At 45.1% G+C, this 19,313-nt stretch carries 14 protein-coding genes and 2 pseudogenes; 11 read left to right on the top strand and 5 right to left on the bottom strand.

What is annotated here, in order from left to right; genetic code table 11:
* Nucleotides 1-508 (bottom strand): annotated as a pseudogene (locus BS63_RS0105880) (transposase); the annotation flags it as partial.
* 137 nt (nt 509-645) lie between these two features.
* Between BS63_RS0105880 and BS63_RS0105875 the strand changes: the two are divergent.
* Together BS63_RS0105875 and BS63_RS0105870 are read left to right on the top strand one after the other, a co-directional pair.
* Entirely contained in the window at nt 646-2,532 is a 1,887-nt protein-coding gene (locus BS63_RS0105875; RefSeq protein WP_019771272.1) for an RICIN domain-containing protein, read from the top strand.
* Between the two features lie 195 nt (nt 2,533-2,727).
* On the top strand, nt 2,728-3,846 hold the full coding sequence (locus tag BS63_RS0105870) for a glycerate kinase family protein (RefSeq protein WP_002962740.1): 1,119 nt from the start codon (nt 2,728-2,730) through the stop codon (nt 3,844-3,846).
* A 176-nt stretch (nt 3,847-4,022) separates the two neighbouring features.
* On the opposite strand, the gene BS63_RS0105860 is transcribed toward BS63_RS0105870, so the two are convergent.
* From BS63_RS0105860 to BS63_RS0105845, 4 genes and pseudogenes are all read right to left on the bottom strand, one after another.
* Nucleotides 4,023-4,343 (bottom strand): carboxymuconolactone decarboxylase family protein, encoded by a 321-nt coding sequence (locus BS63_RS0105860; RefSeq protein ID WP_002962574.1) that lies wholly within the window; start codon nt 4,341-4,343, stop codon nt 4,023-4,025.
* 11 nt (nt 4,344-4,354) lie between these two features.
* Nucleotides 4,355-4,812: pseudogene (locus tag BS63_RS1000000111805) on the bottom strand (cupin domain-containing protein).
* Nucleotides 4,813-5,022: 210 nt separating this feature from the next.
* Nucleotides 5,023-5,676: an HAD family hydrolase gene (locus BS63_RS0105850; RefSeq protein WP_002962570.1), complete on the bottom strand. Its 654-nt coding sequence runs from the start codon at nt 5,674-5,676 to the stop codon at nt 5,023-5,025.
* A gap of 372 nt (nt 5,677-6,048) precedes the next feature.
* A complete protein-coding gene (locus tag BS63_RS0105845; protein ID WP_002962569.1) occupies nt 6,049-7,707 on the bottom strand; it encodes an Rqc2 family fibronectin-binding protein in 1,659 nt (552 codons plus the stop codon).
* A gap of 467 nt (nt 7,708-8,174) precedes the next feature.
* Here BS63_RS0105845 and BS63_RS0105840 point away from each other — a divergent pair, with 467 nt between their 5' ends.
* From BS63_RS0105840 to BS63_RS0105800, 9 genes are all read left to right on the top strand, one after another.
* The gene (locus tag BS63_RS0105840; protein WP_002963140.1) at nt 8,175-9,356 is read left to right on the top strand and encodes a metallophosphoesterase family protein; all 1,182 of its coding nucleotides are present in this window, start codon (nt 8,175-8,177) and stop codon (nt 9,354-9,356) included.
* Nucleotides 9,356-12,532, top strand: coding sequence for an SbcC/MukB-like Walker B domain-containing protein (locus BS63_RS0105835; RefSeq protein ID WP_028798487.1), 3,177 nt, complete (start codon nt 9,356-9,358; stop codon nt 12,530-12,532). Before BS63_RS0105840 ends, BS63_RS0105835 begins: the two co-directional genes overlap by 1 nt.
* Nucleotides 12,533-13,176: 644 nt before the next feature.
* The gene (trpX, locus tag BS63_RS0105830; RefSeq protein ID WP_002963111.1) at nt 13,177-14,181 is read left to right on the top strand and encodes a tryptophan ABC transporter substrate-binding protein; all 1,005 of its coding nucleotides are present in this window, start codon (nt 13,177-13,179) and stop codon (nt 14,179-14,181) included.
* Between the two features lie 525 nt (nt 14,182-14,706).
* Complete coding sequence (locus BS63_RS0105825) at nt 14,707-15,570, top strand: ABC transporter permease (protein WP_002959888.1); 864 nt, start codon at nt 14,707-14,709, stop codon at nt 15,568-15,570.
* The gene (locus tag BS63_RS0105820) at nt 15,567-16,325 is read left to right on the top strand and encodes an ABC transporter ATP-binding protein (RefSeq protein ID WP_002959890.1); all 759 of its coding nucleotides are present in this window, start codon (nt 15,567-15,569) and stop codon (nt 16,323-16,325) included. Before BS63_RS0105825 ends, BS63_RS0105820 begins: the two co-directional genes overlap by 4 nt.
* 418 nt (nt 16,326-16,743) lie before the next feature.
* Nucleotides 16,744-17,235: a PTS sugar transporter subunit IIB gene (locus BS63_RS0105815; protein WP_002959892.1), complete on the top strand. Its 492-nt coding sequence runs from the start codon at nt 16,744-16,746 to the stop codon at nt 17,233-17,235.
* 16 nt (nt 17,236-17,251) lie between these two features.
* Nucleotides 17,252-18,052: a PTS mannose/fructose/sorbose/N-acetylgalactosamine transporter subunit IIC gene (locus BS63_RS0105810; RefSeq protein ID WP_002959894.1), complete on the top strand. Its 801-nt coding sequence runs from the start codon at nt 17,252-17,254 to the stop codon at nt 18,050-18,052.
* A complete protein-coding gene (locus BS63_RS0105805; protein WP_028798486.1) occupies nt 18,045-18,884 on the top strand; it encodes a PTS system mannose/fructose/sorbose family transporter subunit IID in 840 nt (279 codons plus the stop codon). Before BS63_RS0105810 ends, BS63_RS0105805 begins: the two co-directional genes overlap by 8 nt.
* A gap of 12 nt (nt 18,885-18,896) precedes the next feature.
* On the top strand, nt 18,897-19,313 hold the full coding sequence (locus BS63_RS0105800; protein WP_002959896.1) for a PTS sugar transporter subunit IIA: 417 nt from the start codon (nt 18,897-18,899) through the stop codon (nt 19,311-19,313).

The following is a 19,313-nucleotide window of genomic DNA, read 5'->3' as shown; positions in this document are numbered from 1 at the left end:
TGAATAATTTCTGTTGCTCTCTGAGCCTTGCTTCGTCCCTCAAGCGGTACTCTCTCAACTTTTTTAGCACAGCCACCTCCGCTCTAAGGTAGTCATTTTCATATTGGAGACGTTCTAACTCCGTCATTTCTTCCAGTTTCTTCTTTGGTTTACGCCCCATCTTAACAGGTCTCCCTCTTGCTTTCTCAAGAATAGTATACCCGTTTTTCTTGTATTGTGCTATCCAATTAGTGAGTAAGGAGCGACTCGGTAAGGCGTATTCAACAGCCACCTCACCTTGACTTCGGCCATCCACGAGGACCTGATTTATCATTTCTTGTTTCTGCTCCAGGGAATAGTTGCTCTTTTGACCTTTGGTCAGAGCATCAAAACCATGGCAATCAATGAGTCTCACTAGGTATTTGATAATGGATGGATTTACCTGATACTGCTGAGATAACTGACGAATTGATTGCCCTGATTGTCTTAAGGTATAAATCTGAACTTTATCCTCATAACTTAATTTCATAAGAAAAGCACCCCAATCATTAGATTCTTTGTCCAAATTTTGGGGTGCGGTTCATTTTAGTGGATTTTTTTTACGAATAAATAGATGTAAAGAAGTTCAACTTTCTTTTCATAAAATTATTTATTTGGAGGTTTCTTATGACACGAAACAAAATGAAAATGCGTAAGCATGAACTCAGGAAGCAGGCTTACTTGGCTGGTCTTGCAACGGTAACGGTAGGAGCACTGGCTTTGTCGTCGGGCTATGTGCAAGCTGATCAGCAGACGGCAGGTACAAACTTATCAGACAAAGTCGGATTGGTTACTAAACAGGAGGCAAGCGAGGTTAGCGATGTACAAACAAGTCAGGAGGACGTGAATGCTCAGACTAGCTCTGAAAATCAGGAGCAAGCACAAAACTCTAGTGACCAGGCTGAAAGCCCAGAACAAGCACAGAGTCCAAGTAATCAAGCTAGCCCGAGTGAAGAAAATGTTCGGCAAGAAGAAGTTAATTCAGAGAAGGTTTCAGAAACAGCCAATGAAGATGGTCAAAGCGAATCCAAAGCTGGCCCTAAGCAAGCTGTCTCTGTAAAACCAGGAGTGGGACAAAAGGTAAGTCAAGATGACGAAAATTCGACGGTCAAGAGGACTTCGGTAGCTACTGTCGCAGAAAGGAAGACAGCTAATACAGTATCAGCTGCGAGAGGCGATGACTATCCAGCTTACCTTAAAAATGCAGCTCCCGATAGTGTGATTGATCCGTGGAGACTTTACAATCGTGAATGCACCTCGTTTACTGCTTGGCGTTTGCAATCGGTCAATGGTTTCACTATTCCTGGAGCTTATGGTAATGGTGGCCAATGGGGCTATCGGGCACGACGGGAAGGTTATCGTGTTGACAACAATCCTGCCATTGGTTCTGTTGGATGGCTAGATGATGGTTCCTATGGACATGTTGCTTGGATTTCAAATGTCATGGGTGATAACGTTGAAATTGAGGAATATAATTATGGCTATACCCATAATTATCACAGACGGGTAGCTCATAAGAGTGCTTTCACAGGTTATATTCATTTTAAGGATTTGGCGACGACGACAGATGTTAAACGTTATAATGTTGGTATTCTAGCTGCTCAAACTGATAAAACAATTTCGGATGGTGATTATCATATTGTACTTGCCGCTAATCCTAAATATGGAGTAGATGTAGAAAATGGTAGCTCTAAGAATGGTACTAACGTCCAGCTTTATCAAAATACTGAAAAAGATTCTCAAATCTTTTCTGTTGGATATTTAGGAAATGGGTACTATAAATTAATTTTCAAAGCTACTGGTAAAGCGCTAGATGTTTCTAAAGGTTCAAGGGATAATAAAACCAATGTTCAAACTTGGGACTATACAGGAGTAAGTGCACAGCAGTGGATTATTAAGCAAAGTGATGGGAATAATACTTACGAAATTATTTCCCAAAATGGAGGATTGGCATTAGACGTTTCTAATGGAATTATTGCTAACAACAATAACCTACAAATGTATAGTCCTAATAGAACCGCATCACAGAAATTTATGTTTATTGCTGTAGATAGTGATGCTAAGCAAACAATTGAGGATGGGGACTATCATATTGTTTCAGCACTAGATGAAAACTTGGCCTTAGATGTAGAAAATGAATCTCAAAAGGATGGAGCTAACATTCAAATATATCCTAACTTAGCTAACTCAAAAGAAATTTTTACTGTTAAATATCTCAATAATGGCTATTATTCTATCACTCATAAATATTCTGGAAAAATGGTTGACGACAATGGAAATGGTGCCTTTAATGGAAATAATATCTCAACTATTACTCCTAACGGCTCAGAAAGTCAACAATGGATTATTAAAGCGAGTGCAGTCAAAGGATTTTTTGAGATCATATCTAAGCATAAGGATAAAGTGTTGGATGTTGCTGGAGGAATTGCGAAGCCAAGGACTAATGTTCAACTCTATGTGCGTAACGGAAGTAAATCCCAAGCCTGGAAATTCGTTCCAGTTAAGAAGGACTGAATCAGATAGCTAAACTGTGTATCTAAGCCACTAGCTCATTTATTGTAGTCAGTGGCTTTTTTACTATCACGAAATTTCGACTTGTGCTGAATAAGCTTGGGTTGGATTGGCTTTGGCGGAGACAAAATTTCACTTTCTTTTTCCACTCGGTTTACGCTATAATGGAGGTGAGAAAATGTGTTGGAAGGTGATGGCATGCGGATTTTACTGGCACCGGATTCGTTTAAGGAGAGCTTATCAGCCCAAGAAGTGGCAGAAGCTTTGGCGCGTGGTTTTGAAAAGAGCCAACTGGACTGTCAGTTGGTCTCCCTGCCTCTTGGGGATGGAGGAGAAGGGACGGTTGCTGCTCTGGTGGCTAGTCTTGGAATGTGCTATCAGCACTTAGAGGTTTCTGGCCCCTTTGGTCAGCCTTGTCAGCTGGCCTATGCAGTTAAGGATGATTTGGCACTGGTTGAGATGGCTGAGTTGGTTGGTCTGGCTAAAATTCCTCTTGACCAACGGGACCCCTTGAGCGTTTCCACTTTCGGTCTGGGTCAGCTTTTGGCCCATCTGGCTGCAACTGGCTTTAAGCGTGTTATGATTGGCGTTGGTGGTTCAGCCTCAAATGATGGTGGCTTGGGGATGGCAGCGGGTCTTGGTTATGAGTTTTTTGATGAAGCTAACCAGAAGTTAGAGCCACTTGGTTGCAATCTGGGTAAGGTTGCAAGATTTTCTGATAGCCAGGTGCCTGAACAAGTTAAGAAACTTGAGCTTACCATTATTACGGATGTGACTAATCCCTTGTGTGGCCCTCAAGGAGCTACCTATGTCTTTGCGGCTCAGAAGGGCTTGGCAGAAGCTGACTTTGCTCAAGTTGACCGGGCTATGGAGTCCTTTTATCAGTTGGTAAATCCGACAGTTTTTGAGCTGGCTGGTGCTGGTGCCGGTGGAGGCATGGGAGCAGGACTGGTGACCTTTGCGGGTGGTCAGTTGGTTTCCGGCATTGATGCCATTTTGGATCTGCTAGATTTTGACCAGAAAGTTAAGGAGGCCAATCTGGTGCTTGTCGGCGAAGGTCGCATGGACAGGCAGTCTCTGGCTGGCAAGGCACCGATTGGTGTGGCTAGACGGACACCGGCTGGTATTCCAGTCATCGCTGTTTGCGGTAGCCTTAGGGAGGACTTGCCTGATTTTCCGGTTGAAAATATTGTCGCAGCTTTTCCCATTATTTCCAAGGTTGATAGTTTGGAAAATACCCTGGCCTCTGCCTACCAGAATCTGGAAAGAACGGCCTGCAATATCGGTAATCTCCTAGCCCTGTCACAGGGGAAATGAGCTTGCCCCTGAGAAGAAATTCTCCCTCATGATTGGGCAAATGGACATAAATAAAAGGGCCTCGCTGAACTTTTCCAGCGAGGCCCTTTTGGCTTATGTTTATAAAACCCTATTACATCAGAATTGGAGCTTTCTTGAGGGAATTTTTTCGAGAACTTTTGGTCAAACTTATTAGGCTAGTCTGTCCAGACATCCTTGGCCAAATTGAAGGCTGCCCAAGCTTTAGGCCAACCTGCATAGAAGGCGATGTGGGTGATAGTTGCAGCAATTTCGTCTTTGGTCACCCCGTTATTTTTGGCATTTTGCAGATGGAAAGATAAGGATGAGTCGGTGATGCCAGAGGCAATCAGGGTTGTCACAGTCAGGAGACAACGGGTCTTGAGGTCGATGGCCTCGATATTCCAGTTTTCACCAAAGAGGATGTCATCATTGAAGTGGGCAAAGTCGGGAGCGAAATTTCCCAAACGATCACGCCCAGCAGTTTGTTTAATGGTCATAGCAATCTCCTTTATTTTTCAAATTGGCTGAGGGCTTGGTAGTCGCTGTCTGAAACTTCTTCCAGCCAGACATTTTCCGTATTTTCGCCAGGAACACCGATGGCAATGTGGCTGAACCAAGAGTCAGCCTTGGCTCCATGCCAGTGCTTAACATTGGCCGGAATGATAACCAAAGAACCTTCCTTGAGTTCGACAGGATCCTTGCCTTCTTCCTGGTACCAGCCTTCACCGGCGGTACAGATGAGGACCTGCCCACCGCCCTTAGTTGCTTTGTGGACATGCCAGTTGTTGCGACAAGCAGGTTCAAAAGTAACATTGTGGAAGGCCAGCTGACCATCAGAAGTCGCTCCTAGATTTTTGAGGTAGGATTGGCCGATTGGCCGATGAAGAATTGGGCATAAGCCTCATTGCTGTCACCTAGGCCAAAAGCGTTGGCCTGGTCGAAATCTTTCTTAGTTGCGTATTTCATGTGGATACCTCCTATTTTTGCTTTTATTCTAGTCTTAATTGGTGGGAAATGCAAATTTTGGGTGAGATGATTTGATTAGGATATCAATCATAGTGCTCCAGCGAATTATTCTGAGACTTGGTGACCTCCCCAAAGGTCAAGTGATGGTCCAAAATCACCAGAAAGCCGTATGACAGTCAAGTCACACGGCTTAGGGATTAATGCTAATTTCTAATTTAGAAGAATTTTTTCCAAGTCTTGAAAGTTTTCGGCGATGGCTATTGCGCCACATTCTTCTAGCTCTTGGCGACTGCCAAAACCTAGGAGGAGGCCGATCGTAGGCAGGCCTTGGACTTTAGCTCCTTCAACGTCGTGCTGGCGGTCACCGACCATGACACAACCTTTGAGTTCCTCAATCTTGGCGGTTTTAAGGGCGTGAGCGATGACAGCAGATTTCTGACTGCGACTATCGTCCAAACTGGCACCGGCAATGACGGTGAAGTAGGAGTCAATTTCAAAGTGGTCAAGGATTTGCTTGACGAAAACCTCAGGCTTAGAAGAGGCAACCAAGAGGGTCTTGCCAGCTTGCTTGAGCTTGGCCAGCAACTCTCTAGCTCCCGGTAAGAGCTGATTTTCCTTCCAACCCTTATCCGCAAAATACTGGCGGTAGTAGCTGATAGTCTTTTGGGTCTCGATATCATTCAGACCACAAAAATCTTGGAAGGATTGGCTCAAGGGTGGACCGATGAATTTTTTCAGCTGGCTTTGGACTGGCAGGGGCAGGCCCATTTGCTTGAAGGCATAGGCCAGGCTGTTGATAATACCTGTTTGCGAATCCGTCAGGGTTCCGTCTAGGTCAAAAATAATGGTTTGGTAGTTTGTCATAATTTGCTTTTCTGGTGGTAGAGAAGTCTGGAGAAATGGGATAGCGGTTCAAGAAGCTCTAATAACGAGTGTACTCCTTAGTTTTAATTTGGCTCTATATGAGTTCGAGGAGCCAGGGCTTATTTATTTTGTGAAATCGTCCGATAGTCAGTCGGCATTTGCCTTACTTCTCGGGAACTGTCACCGAGGTCAATTGGTTCCGCTTCATTTTTTGAGTGTTGGTAGCTAACCAGCCGGTTCGAGCTTATTTTTGAGTGCCAACCCTCATGACTAGCCAATTTTAGTCTAGCTCTCGGGTGACTAACTTCAGGTGGTTAACTCATCCGCTTCCAGCTTTTTTCGAATTCAACCCCTCGGCCAGTCGGTATCTGCTTATTTAATCTTCATAGCCTGTATCTTCTCTTCATATGGGGTCACCCGCAGGGTCTTCTGGCCGGTGTAGGTAACGAAGCCAGGCTTGGCCCCGCTGGGTTTGTGGAGCTTTTTATTATCAATCATATCGACCTGGACCAGATTGGAGAGTCTAGCCTTGGAATAGTAGGCGGCCAGTTCGGCGGCATCGGTCTTGACTTGGTCGGAAGGTTCTAGGTTGTCCTTGATGATGACATGACTGCCAGGAATGTCCTTAGCGTGAAACCAGAGTTCCCCTTTTTTGGCCATCTTGAAGGTCAGCTCCTCATTTTGCAGATTGTTGCGGCCAACCATGATGATGGTCTTGCCATCGCTAGCCAGATATTGCTCAGGTTTCTTGCGTTTCTGACGTTTATCCTGCTTGCGACGCCGGATAAAGCCAGTTTCGACCAGCTCTTCCCGGATTTCCGCAATCTCATCCAGGGAGGCCTGCGAGAGGGCGGTTTCGACCGACTCCAAGTAAGAAATGGTCTGCTTGGTCTCCTCAATCAAGCCCTTGAGGTGCTTGACAGCTTCCTTTAATTTCTGGTATTTTTTGAAATATTTCTGGGCATTCTGGCTGGGGCTGAGGCTGACGTCTAGGGCAATGGTCAGTTTTTCACCCGTGTAGTAATTGTCCAGTTGGACCTGGTCCTTATTGTTGGGAACCAGATTGAGATAGGTGGTCAGGAGTTCACCCTTCTGGCGGAAGCTTTCAGCCTTTTCAGTCGCCGCCAGTTCTTTTTCCTGCTTGACCAGCTTCTTTTTATTTTTTTCTAGGTCATTTTGGACACGGTGAATGAGGTCGCTGGCCTGTTGGGCCACGCGGTCTTGCTCGGCCTTGTCCTGATAGAAGTAGTCCATAAGCTCGGACAGGCTGGCAAAGTCAAAGTATTTTTGACTGTCACTAAAGGCGACAGGGGCAAAACTCTTTTGTGTTAAACTGGGCTGGCAGGGCTGATTGAAGAAGGCTCGGAAGTTCTTGAGCCTATCTGCTTGTAGATAGCTAGCTAACTCTTGAGCGGTATCCCGTCCCAAACCTTGAAAGAGTTTTTGCAGGCTTTTGGGACTGAGGTCTTGCGTTTGCAGGATTTCAAAGAGACGACCTTCCTGAGCTTCAAAGGGATTGAGGGCGTCGGTCTTGGGTGGGGCGACATAGGTCGAGCCCGGCAAAATGGTCCGATAGCTGTTTTGCGAGAAGCCCACATGCTTGATGGACTCGATAATCTTGCCCTCCGCCTTGTCCAGGAGAATGATATTACTGTGCTTGCCCATGATTTCGACCATGAGGGTGACCTTAATCTGGTCGCCAATTTCGTTTTTATTGGAAATGGTCAGCTCAAGAATCCGGTCATTCTCTATTTGTTGCAGGTCTTCGATGACAGCCCCCTGCAAGTATTTTCGCATAATCATGGTGTAGGTGTTGGGATTTTGCGGATTTTGAAACTCGGCCTTGGTCACCTGAACTCGACCAAAGACAGGGTGGGCAGATAGGAGGAGCTTGTAGTTCTGGCGATTATTGCGGATGGTCAGGACCAGTTCCCTTTCAAAGGGCTGATTGACCTTCTGAATGCGACCGTAAAGAATCTGTTGGCGAAGCTCCTGAGTTAAGTAATGTAAGAAAAAGCCATCAAATGACATGGTGTTGATTTCCTCATCTTTTCTTGAAATTGCTTCCCTTATTATAGCACAGAAAGGTCGATAGTCGTTTCGACTTTAGTCGGTTACGATTATCCCCGCACAGGCAACACCCAGATCTAGGAAGATAGTGACGAAGCGATAGGATGGCGCTCACTGCGAACCATGATAATCATACAGACAGATGGTAGGGCAGTCCTGTCCCGTACAGTTGACCTGTTTTTCTCAATCAGCCCCCAAGATTGTTTAACCGAATACCTTCCAAGCTAAAGTAATTTTATTGCTTCCCGCCTTTTACAAAAGATCATAAAAATATACTTGTTAGTTTAAAAACTTCCAACGATTTGCTATAATAAGTTTAACGATATGGAATCTTTAAAATCGATGCTATTTTGAAAATGAAAGAGTAAGATAGCAAAAAATCAGATATTGAAGTTTGATGGGTATTAGTAAAAAATTGGAGTACAGTTATGAAACTACTACACACCGCTGATTGGCACATTGGCCGTCAGCTCAATAATAATGGCATCTCTCTCTTGGAGGACCAGGCCCATGTTTTGGAGCAAATCATCGACCTGGCTAAGAAGGAGGCTGTCGATGGGGTTATTATTGCGGGTGACCTCTATGATCGGGGGCTACCACCGGTTGAAGCAGTCAGTCTTTTCAACCAGACCCTCAACCGCTTGCTCTTCGAGGCGGGGATTTCTGTCTATGCCATCACCGGCAATCATGATTCGGCCAAACGTCTGGAGTTCGGTCAGGAATTTTTTAAACGCCAGGGTTTTCATCTGGTTTCTAAACTAGCAGACAGTTTCCAGCCTATCGAGTTGGAGGAGGTACAGATTTTTCTCCTGCCCTTTATCGATCCCATTGATGCCAGAATTTATTATCAAGATTCCGACATTTCGACCATGGATCAAGCCATCAGCAGGATTATCGCTGATATGAAAAAGCTCTTTAATCCTGCTAAAAAGCAGGTTTTGGTTAGTCACTTTGCGGTCAGCAAGGGAGCGGATGATAGTGGCTTGCGGGAGCAGATGCTGTCAGAAACGATCCGGACCGTTGGAGGGCTGGCAACGTTGACCAGCGACCTCTTTGCCGATTTTGACTATGTAGCTCTGGGCCACATTCACACCCGCTTTGCTTCGCCGACGGAAAGGATCGTCTATAGCGGCAGTCCCCTGATTTTCAACAAGGATGAGGCCAAGCGTCAGGACATCAAGGGGGCCTATTTGGTTGAGATTTCGGTTGCAGGCGTCCGCAAGACCTTCCACCCACTCAAGCCCTACAAGGATTTCTTGGTTCTGGAGGCCTCTTACCAGGATTTGTTGCAGAAGGATTTTTATGAAAAATACCCGAGGAAAAAAGCTCGTTTTGCCTTTGACATCTTGGTGGAGGACCGGAAAGACTTGGAGGGTATCAATGTCCGGGCTCAGTTGGAAGAGATTTATGGAGAGGAAATCATTGATTTGCGAATCAAGGAAACTAGGGCTAGAAGAAAGCCAAGTTGGGCTGGTTTTAATCCGACCAAATCAAAATTGGCGGAAGACCAGCTGATTGCCACCTTCTTTGCTGAAATGACAGGAGGAGATCAGCTCTCGGCCTATCAAAAATCCCTAGTTCAGGAGCTATTAGGAAGAGGTGAAGCCTGATGAAACCTATCCGGATTGAAATGACAAATTTTGGCCCCTATCGTCAGGAAGTTCTAGATTTTTCTGGTCTGGAAGATAATCATCTTTTTCTGATTAGTGGTCGGACGGGGGCAGGTAAGTCCAGCATTTTCGATGCCATGACCTATGCTCTTTATGATAAGACCTCCAGCGATAGGCCTGTCAATGAATTGCGGTCAACCTTCGCAGGGCTTACGGACCCTAGGACTAAGGTAGTTTTCTATTTCCAGCACCATAACCAGCTCTATCGTCTTGAGCGGGAGCTAGATTTAAAACCGCGCAAGGGCCTGGATCGCGGTAAGGGAATCGGAACCAGCAAGGCCAGTCTGGCGGTCGTAGATGCTGTCGGTGGTTTGGAGCTTGATAAGTTAGCAGGCAAGTCCAAGGAGACCAACCAAGCGGTCGTTGACCTTCTGGGGCTGACTAGTGAGCAGTTCAAGCAGATTATTCTTTTGCCCCAGTACCAGTTCAGTCAGTTCCTCAAGTCGCCCACCAGCGAGAAACTTCCGATTCTGCGACAGATTTTTGCGACTCAGGTCTTTGCCAAATTTGAGGAAGATCTGGTTCAAAAATGGTCCCAGGCTAAACAGGAGCAGAGCCAGTTTCAAACGGCTTTAGATGCCCATTTTGCCAGCCAAATTTGGACCATTCAAGAAAGGGAAGCATTTGCTGAAGCAAGTGGCGACCAAGGCTTGAGCTTGGCCCAGACCCGCCTTAAACATTATCAGAGTGAATTGGAAGAGGCAGAAAAGCAAAAGGCTCGGGCTCAAAAGGAGGCTAAGCAGGCAGACCAGACCTATCAAGTGGCGCAAAAACTGGCCAGCCAATTTCAAGACCGCCAGGTTCAAGAGGCCCGCTACCAAACTGAAATTTTGGACCAGGCTGAGGCTTATCAAAAGAAGCAAGCCAAGCTGGCCCAGCTTAATTTTGCAGCTAGTTTGGCTGATTTGGTCAAGGAAGAAAAAAGCAAGCAGGCTACTGGTCGTGAGTTGGAAAATTCTATAGCCAGCTTGCAGGCAGACTTGACAGCAGGTCAAAGAAAACTAAAACCGCTGGAAGAGCAATTATCCCGCTTGCAGGGACAACAGGCCCAGGTTGAGGCCAGTCAGGCTGAGATTGAGACTTTGCGTCTGGCTCTAAATAGTGCACAGACTCTGGCTAAAGAGCAGAGCGAACTGCAGTCCGCCCAAGCCTCTCTGACTAAATTAGAAAAGGACCAGAAAGACCTGGCTCAGCAAGAGCAGCAGGTCCAGCAGGCCCAGGCCAATTTACAGGCTAGTCTGATTTCTGACCAGGACCTCTTTACCTTAAGGTCAGTCAAAGAGGAGGTCCAAGGGCTGATAGCTGGTGACTTGGCGACTGGTCTAGAAAAGCAGGTTGATTTACAGGAAGCAGGGCAGAAGCTCGCTGAGCGAAGAACGACGAGCCTGGGAAGTCAAGTCCAGTTAGAAGCGGACCTGGCTGTTCTGCAGGATTGGCTTAAGGCTAGCAAGCGGGATCAGCTCAAATTGATGGTAGCCAAGCTCCAGGATGAATTAGAGGACAGCAGCCCCTGTCCAGTCTGTGGCTCGCTGGATCATCCAGGTAGTCAAGCTGGAGCGGTTGATGAAGGAGCTTTAGCCAATCTCTCTCAAAGGGTAGAAAATTTGGAAGCAGAGCTGGCCCAGAAGCAGGAAGCTCTGCAAGCCCAGCAGCTTGAGGTCAGCCAATTAAGCAGTCAGTTGATTGATAATAAGAGATTTGTTCAGGAACAATCTCAGGCCTTAGAGGCAAATTATCAAACCTTGCAGGAAAAGATTTCTGCCTACCTTCCTGACTTTATCTGGGAGGAAACCTATAGCCAAGAACTTGGTCAAAAATTAAAGGACCAACTTAAGCAAAGCTACCAGGCTCTCTTTGATAGGAAGGCTAAGCAGGACCAGCAATTAGAAGAGCTGGCTCAGAATCTGGCCAATTTGAACCAAGCCCAACAAAAGGTTCAAGAGGGAAGGGCAAGTTTATCTGGCCAGATTAAAACCCTAGAGCGGAGCCGAAAACAGCTCCTCCAAGCCCATCCAGACTTACAGACTCCAGATTATTATGAGGCAGAAATTGCCCAGAGAAGGGAAGCCTACCAGGCCTTCCGCCAGAAATTTGACAGCTGTCAAAAGCAAGTAGCTAACCAAAAGGAGGTCTTGTCTGGCCTAGAAGGAGGTCTGTCTAGTCAAAAGGAAAGTTTGCAGACCATTCAAGCCGATTTGGATAGCCTGAGCCAAGACCTTGAGGCTAGACTAGCAGACCCAGCCGCCTTGACCCATGACTTTTCCCAACTTGAGGCTTGGTTGGCTGAGCTAACAGATGGTCAGCAAGTGACTCTGCAGACCTGGCTGACCAAGTACCAGCAAAATCGCGAGCAAGTGGAGGCCAGTCTGGCCCAGCTCAATCAGCTTCTGGCTGACCAGGAAAAACCAGACCTGCAAGCCCTTGCCCAGAAAAAAGAAGCAGCGGAATTGGCTCTTAATCAGGCGGCTAGCCAGTTGGCTCTCAGCCAGCACCAGCTGGATCAGGTTGAGCACTTGGTGACAGAGATTGAGCAGCTTCTGGCTCAGGCCGGTCACCATTTGGAAGAGTTTCGCCAGTTATCCCAGCTCAAAAATATCATTAGCGGAACAGAGACGGGAAGTCAACGGCTCAAGCTGGAAACCTATGTCATCCAGGCCTATTTGGAAGAGATTCTGACCTATGCCAACGACCATTACATAGGCCTCCTCAGCAATCGGCAGTTTGAATTTTTGATTGGCAAAGAGGGGGCTGGCAATAGCCAGTCGGGTCTGGATATAAATATCTATGACCGGGCCAATAATAAGGAGTTGCCCGCCTCCTCGCTATCGGGTGGTGAGACCTTTATCGCCTCCCTGGCCATTGCTCTCTCCCTGTCGGAGGTCGTGCAAAATACCAGCAACGGGGCCTTGGTTGAAACCCTCTTTATTGATGAAGGTTTCGGTTCCTTGGACGAGGACACCCTAGACAAGGCTATTGCTGTTCTGGAACAAATTGGTCAAAATCGTCTAGTCGGTGTCATCAGCCACGTCAAGGAAATGAAGGACACCATCCAGCAGCAGGTCCTTATCGACAAGGGACCGGATGGCTCAAGTCGGATTAGGGTGAAGGCAGACTAAGATGTGCTACAAACAGCAAGTCTTCTTTGCCTGACCTCTGCCTATTAAATTCAGCAGGCTAGTTAACTTGAGGCCTTGTGGCTTGTCCCATCTGGCCACCTAACTGGAACTTACTTTGAGAATTAACGCCAAAATGATAATCGCTAAATTTTCTGAAAATTCATCTTGACAGCCCTTGCAAAACATGTATAATAATATTAAACAGAAAAGTAAGTTGTCAGAGCTTTCAGGGAGCTTGTGGTTATTGTGAACAAGCAGTTAGGACTTCTGAACATTGGGCTGTTACAAGTGGCTCGTTGGTATAACTGATGAGTGAGAGATTTGAGGATAACACATAGTCCTCGGGTTTAGCACACCCTATCCTGCTAGTCGTTGTTAGACGAAGAGATGAAGAGGCTTCTAAAGTTGGACTCTTCAATTGAGGTGGCACCGCGTGGACTACGCCCTCACATTCCTTAAGGAGTGTGAGGGCTTTTATTTTTCCAAAATTCAGCCCAACTTTCTGGATGATTTGCCCTCTCTGCAGGTGTCAAGCGACAAATGGTGACTATGCCAAGTGATGAATAATTCCCTCTTTCATTAAATTATAGTTTTGAGAACTGGCTGATTTTATCCTAAACTTGGTTATTTAACGGAGGAACTCTATGAAAAATAAGCGTTTGTGGGCAGTTTTGTCCCTCTTAATTATCTTTACCCTGGCCTGTGTGATTCGGGATGAGTGGCACTTGGGTCAAAAGAGCCAAGGCAACCGCACGGTTAAGGTTGGGGTGCTGCAATATGTCACCCACGAGGCTCTGGATGAAATCTATGTAGGGATTAAGGATGAACTGGCTAAGGAAGGCTACTCTGGCGACCGAGTTAAGATTCAATTCCTCAATGCCGAAGGTGACCAATCCAAGATTGCGACCATGAGTAAGCAGTTGGCTGACGGCCACAATGATGTCCTAATCGGGATTGCCACTCCGGCAGCCCAGGGTCTGGCCAATGCCAGCAAGGATACACCAGTTGTCATGGGGGCTATTAGCGACCCGATTGGAGCCAAGCTGGTCACCAATCTCAAACATCCGACGGGCAATGTCACGGGGACCTCTAATCAGGTACCGATTGCCGATGCGGTTAAATTGATTCAAGCCGTGACTCCACAGACCAAAACGGTCGGTATCCTCTATGCTAGTAGCGAGGACAATTCGGTTTCCCAGGTCAAAAATTTCAGCCAGGCGGCCCAAAAGGCCGGCCTCAAGGTCAAGACTTACGCTGTCCCATCGACTAATGAAATCACCACGACCATGAATGTCATCAGCAAGGAAGTCGATGCCCTCTGGATTCCTCAGGACAACACCATTGCTTCGGCCTTCACGACGGTTGTTTCCATTGCCAATAGTAATAAGTTGCCGATTTATCCAAGTGTCGATACCATGCTCAAGGAAGGGGGCCTAGCTTCGGTCTATCAGAGTCAACGTCAACTGGGCGTGGAAACCGGCAAGATTGCTGTGCAGATTCTTAAGGGCAAAAAGGTAGCCAATATTCCCGTTAAGGTAGTCGATACTGGCAGTCCAGCCGTCAACCTCAAGGTAGCCAAACAATTGGATGTAACAATTCCAGATTCAACCCTCAAGGATGCCAAAAAATCTGGACTGGTGATTAAATAAACAAGATACCACGGACAAAGTCACTCTATCATCATCATTTAGAGTGACTACGAAAGCTATTATCTTAGCTTTCTATGTCCCTGGCTAATTTCGATAAAGCAGTATCATCGACTGCTTTATCTACGAGTCGCAAGGGCGTTAAGCACTTCAAAGATCTTAGGGAAGCGGACGAAGATGATGAAACACCTAGGAAGCTTACTCTATTTTCACAGAAGTGTAGACGTGTTCTGTTCATTGAGCAGTTTCTCTAAGCATTCAAATGCTTGTTCAACTAGGAGGCAGAGATAAGGTCTCGACCTCGTTACTTTATCAACATCAAACAGTTTGACGCAGTGGTTGATTGGAAGTCCTTATCCCTTGCTAAGCAAGTGATAGCGGCCATCCTAATCAACTGTGCGGGGGTGGGACAACAAAATCGATTTCTCCGAAATCACGATTTTTGTCCCACTCCCTAGCTCACTTACTAGTTTCTGTTGGTCGCTATTATTGACCGACAATACAATTTCTTCCGAGGAGAAAAATTTTATGGTTTCAACAATTTCACAGGGCCTCTTATGGGCTATTTTGGGGATTGGGATTTACCTGACCTTTAGAATTCTGGATTTCCCCGATATGACAACAGAAGGGAGCTTCCCTCTGGGCGGAGCGGTAGCCGTTACCCTGATTACCCAGGGGGTCAATCCTCTCTTGGCTACCCTGGCTTCGGTCGGGGCTGGCTGTCTGGCTGGTTTCGCAACTGGTCTCCTTTATACTCGAGGAAAGATTCCCACCATTTTGGCTGGGATTCTGGTCATGACCTCTTGTAACTCAATCATGCTCATGGTCATGGGGCGTTCCAACCTGGGCCTCCTGAATCGCAGGCTCCTGCAGGATTTTCTGCCCTTTAGCAAGGAGCTCAACCTCCTGATTTTAGGGACCATTGTCGTCGTTTTGGTTATTCTTTTGATTATCTTCTTCCTCAATACCCGCCTGGGTCAGGCCTATATTGCCACAGGGGACAATCGGGAAATGGCCCGCAGTTTTGGCATCAATACCGATAATATGGAGCTGATGGGCCTGGTGGTTTCTAATGGGATCATTGCCTTGTCCGGTGCCCTGGTCAGCCAACAGGACGGTTATGCCGACGTTTCCAAAGGGATTGGCGTTATCGTTATCGGTCTGGCCAGCATCATCATCGGTGAGGTCATGTTTGCCAATTTGACCATGCTGGAGCGGTTTATCGCCATTATGATTGGCTCGGTTCTCTACCAAATTCTGATTTGGGCAGTAGTGGCCCTTGGTTTCAATACCAACTACCTCAAACTCTTCAGTGCTCTGATTCTGGCAATCTTCCTGATTGTGCCTAGATTCAAGGAAAAATTCTTCAAGGGGGTTAGGTTATCACGATGACAAAAATTGTAGAATTAAAAAATGCCACCGTCACCGTCAGCAATGGTTATGATGCCGACAAGACCATTTTGGATAGTGTCAGTCTGGACATTTACGAGCACGACTTCATCACCATCCTAGGCGGTAATGGTGCTGGGAAATCCACTCTCTTTAATGTAATTGCTGGGACCCTCATATTGACCTCGGGTTCTATCCATATCTTGGGTGACGACGTGACCCATCTGCCTGCTCAAAAACGGGCCAAGTATCTGGCTCGGGTCTTCCAAGATCCCAAGATGGGGACAGCCCCTCGGATGACCGTAGCGGAAAATCTCCTCATTGCCAAGTATCGTGGCGAAAGTCGGGGGCTGGTTCCTCGTAAAATTCAGGCTTTTCGAGATGATTTTCAAAAGCTGATTGCTCAGATTGGTAATGGCTTGGACAAACACCTAGATACGCCAACAGGCTTCCTCTCAGGCGGTCAGCGTCAGGCCCTCAGCCTCCTTATGGCCACTGTCAAACGGCCTGATTTGCTGCTCTTGGATGAACATACAGCGGCTCTGGATCCCAAGACCAGCCAATCTTTGATGGAGCTGACCGATGAAATTATGGAGCGGGAGCACTTGACCGGTCTCATGATTACTCACCACATGGAGGATGCCCTCAAGTATGGTAATCGCCTAATTGTTATGAAGGAGGGCAAAATCATCAAAGATCTGGATCAAGAGGCCAAGAGTCAAATGGCTCTCAACGACTACTATGCCTTTTTTGAATAGCTATGTGAGCCAGCTCGGAAGTGGGCTGGTTTTTTCTATATACCTTTGCGAAAGCAGGTAGTATTGTCAATGATGAGCTTAGGCACATTGATGTAGTTTGAGTGGTGCGAAAACTAGATTTCAACAAATCCTTTTGCAAGTACAAAGGATTTGTTGAATAAAAAGGCCCTGAGACTTGTAATGGCAGCTACTGTGGCGAGCGCCCATGTCCTGCACTAGCTTTAGACAAATTTTAACTGATCTTACTCTTTTGCAGAAGTGAGTGGAAAATTTAACAAATTTAGATGAGGCATTGACAACTTGAAACGTTTTAAGTAAAATAAAATTAGAAAGCGTTTACATATATAAAAATACTCTGTTTTACATGTTTTTATCGGATAGAACGTTTTAAATTTTCTAATATCAGGAGGTTTTTCAAATGACGGTTATTGATGCAAGGATTGATCAACGGTTGATTCATGGGATTGTTGTCAATCAATGGAATTCACAATTAAATCCCAAGAGGTTTATGGTGATTGATGATATGGTAAGTCATCAGCCGGAGGTAAAGTCTTCAATGTTGATGGCTAAACCTGTAGGTACCGGGATGAGTATTATTGATACCCAAAAGGCTCTTAACAATTTCCAAAATGGCAAATATGACCAACAGGACGTCTTTGTGATTGTCAAAGAACCTTCCATCTTGATTCAATTACTCGATATTGGTATTAAAATTCCAAGTGTTAATTTAGGAATTGTATTTGCAGATGAAACCAAAACAAATATTAGTAAGTTTGTAAACCTTGATCAAAGGGAAGTTGATGACCTTAGGGAGATTGCTTCTAGAGGGGTACCAATTCGAATTCAATATATTCCTGATGATCCGGCTGTTGATTTTGAATCAGCAATTAAAGGTAAAACATTTAATTGAGAAGGAGTAAAAGAATATGTCAGTAGAAATTATACAAGATATATTAGTTGTTTTGCTGTCTGCATATGTTGTAATGGATAACCTAGGTATTACGATATTTAACTATTGGGCAGTCATTACGGGGATGCTGGTCGGCTTTATTATGGGTGATGTCAGTACTGGATTATTAATTGGTGGTACTTTTCAATTGATGTCTTTGGGTGTAGCAGGTTTAGGTGGCGCTTCAGTCCCTGACTATGGACTTGCTGCATTAGTCGGAACCTTCCTGTCAATTAGAACAGGGTCGGGATTAGAAACTGCTGTTGCAGTTGGTCTGCCAGTGGGATTATTAGCTATTAACTTCGATGTCTTGGTTAAAATCCTGAATAACTTTGTTGCCCATAAAATGCAAAGGCTGGTACATGAAGGTAAATTTAAACAAATGCGGCTTTGGGGCTGGGCAGGACCAATTATGTTTATGCTAAAGAGCGTCATTATTGTTACTATCATTGTTACAGTAGGACCCGGTCTTGTTAAAGCGATTTTGAGAGTAATTCCAGAATGGGTTACCAATGGTTTAAATATTGCTGGTGGAATGCTACCTGTTTTGGGGCTTGCTTTATTGCTACGCTATATGCCTGTAAAGAAATATTTCTGGGCGGTACTTATTGGTTTTGCTTTAAGCGCCTACTTAAAGGTTCCTATTATTGGAATTTCTATTTTTGGCGCGGCGGCTGCAATTGTGGTTTATCAAAGCCAATTGAAAGAGTCAACAATGAAGCAGAATGGTGTAGCAAATTCTCTTGTGGCGGATGAAGGAGATGATTATGATGAATAAAGAGGTAAAAGCAGAAAATAATAAAGCAACGATTACTAAAAAGGACCGTCATAATGCCATTTTAAGATGGATGTTTATGGGATCTGCTTTATATAATTATGAATCTGGTCAGGCTAGTTCGGTTGTGTGGTCGTTAGCTAAATTACTCAGAAAGATTTATCTAAAGGATGAAGAATACAAAGAGGCTTTGGATAATCATTTTAAATATTTCAATACAACTACTGCAATGGGAAATATCATCCTAGGGGCAACCACAGCAATGGAAGAAAAAGATGGTATTGAATCTAAGGATGCCGTTCAAGCCTTGAAGACATCTCTGATGGGACCTTTCGCGGGTATTGGAGATACTCTAATTTGGGTTCTTTTACCAACAGTTATGGGTTCAATCTCAGGTTACATGGCCATAAAAGGGAATCCTTTAGGAGCTATTGCTTGGATTATTGTTGGAGCTATTCTATTTTGGATTCGGATTAAACTCTTTGACCTAGGCTATACTTCTGGTGTTAAACTGGTGACAGATTTTAGTGATAAGCTATCTATCTTTACTGATGCCATGTCTTCCTTTGGTTTGATGGTAGTAGGTGCCTTGGTTTCTACCGTAGTTAAGGTTTATACTCCTTTAACATTTGTTGCTGGCAAGGTAAAATTACCAGTTCAAGATAAAATTTTAGATGCTATCATGCCTTCCCTTTTAGCAGCAATCTTGACTTATATTGTCTATAAAATGCTGGAGTCAAAATGGTGGACGCCTACAAAAATTATTATTGCTATTATTGTTTTCTCTTTAGCTAGTTCTTACTTTGGTATTTTAGGGGTTATGCCTAATAAATAGAAAGGAAATACAGTGGATAGAAAGATTTTATTAGCTTCTCATAATCATATGGCTTCAGGCCTAAAAAGTAGTATAGAGTTTTTGGCTGGCGAACAAGATAATTTGATGGCTTTAGATGCTTACGTGGATGGTCAGGCAATTGATCAAAAGATTAAAGAACTATTTGCAGGCTTCCCAAAAGAAACTGAAGTGTTAATTTTCACGGATTTGTTATCAGGTTCGGTCAATCAAAAATTGTTTCCCTACCGTCTGCGAGAGCATACACATCTGATTACAGGAATGAATTTACCAATTGTATTATCAACAGTCTTGAAGCCATCAGAGTCTTACTTGTCGAATGAGGAAATGAGAAGCTTAGTTGAAGAGGCACGCACTTCTCTTGTCTATGTTAATGAATTAAACTTAGAACAAGGAGGGGAGGATGAGTAA

Origin of the sequence: Streptococcus sobrinus DSM 20742 = ATCC 33478 (genome assembly GCF_000686605.1) — a bacterium.
In the GTDB taxonomy this organism is placed as follows: domain Bacteria; phylum Bacillota; class Bacilli; order Lactobacillales; family Streptococcaceae; genus Streptococcus; species Streptococcus sobrinus.
This window is presented reverse-complemented; position numbering and strand designations above follow the sequence as displayed.

Bases quoted from the DNA above. Each gene is read 5' to 3' on its own strand.
- BS63_RS0105875 (WP_019771272.1), top strand. From the start codon at position 646: ATGACACGAAACAAAATGAAAATGCGTAAGCATGAACTCAGGAAGCAG.
- BS63_RS0105870 (WP_002962740.1), top strand. From the start codon at position 2,728: ATGCGGATTTTACTGGCACCGGATTCGTTTAAGGAGAGCTTATCAGCC.
- BS63_RS0105860 (WP_002962574.1), bottom strand. From the start codon at position 4,343: ATGACCATTAAACAAACTGCTGGGCGTGATCGTTTGGGAAATTTCGCT.
- BS63_RS0105850 (WP_002962570.1), bottom strand. From the start codon at position 5,676: ATGACAAACTACCAAACCATTATTTTTGACCTAGACGGAACCCTGACG.
- BS63_RS0105845 (WP_002962569.1), bottom strand. From the start codon at position 7,707: ATGTCATTTGATGGCTTTTTCTTACATTACTTAACTCAGGAGCTTCGC.
- BS63_RS0105840 (WP_002963140.1), top strand. From the start codon at position 8,175: ATGAAACTACTACACACCGCTGATTGGCACATTGGCCGTCAGCTCAAT.
- BS63_RS0105835 (WP_028798487.1), top strand. From the start codon at position 9,356: ATGAAACCTATCCGGATTGAAATGACAAATTTTGGCCCCTATCGTCAG.
- trpX (WP_002963111.1), top strand. From the start codon at position 13,177: ATGAAAAATAAGCGTTTGTGGGCAGTTTTGTCCCTCTTAATTATCTTT.
- BS63_RS0105825 (WP_002959888.1), top strand. From the start codon at position 14,707: ATGGTTTCAACAATTTCACAGGGCCTCTTATGGGCTATTTTGGGGATT.
- BS63_RS0105820 (WP_002959890.1), top strand. From the start codon at position 15,567: ATGACAAAAATTGTAGAATTAAAAAATGCCACCGTCACCGTCAGCAAT.
- BS63_RS0105815 (WP_002959892.1), top strand. From the start codon at position 16,744: ATGACGGTTATTGATGCAAGGATTGATCAACGGTTGATTCATGGGATT.
- BS63_RS0105810 (WP_002959894.1), top strand. From the start codon at position 17,252: ATGTCAGTAGAAATTATACAAGATATATTAGTTGTTTTGCTGTCTGCA.
- BS63_RS0105805 (WP_028798486.1), top strand. From the start codon at position 18,045: ATGAATAAAGAGGTAAAAGCAGAAAATAATAAAGCAACGATTACTAAA.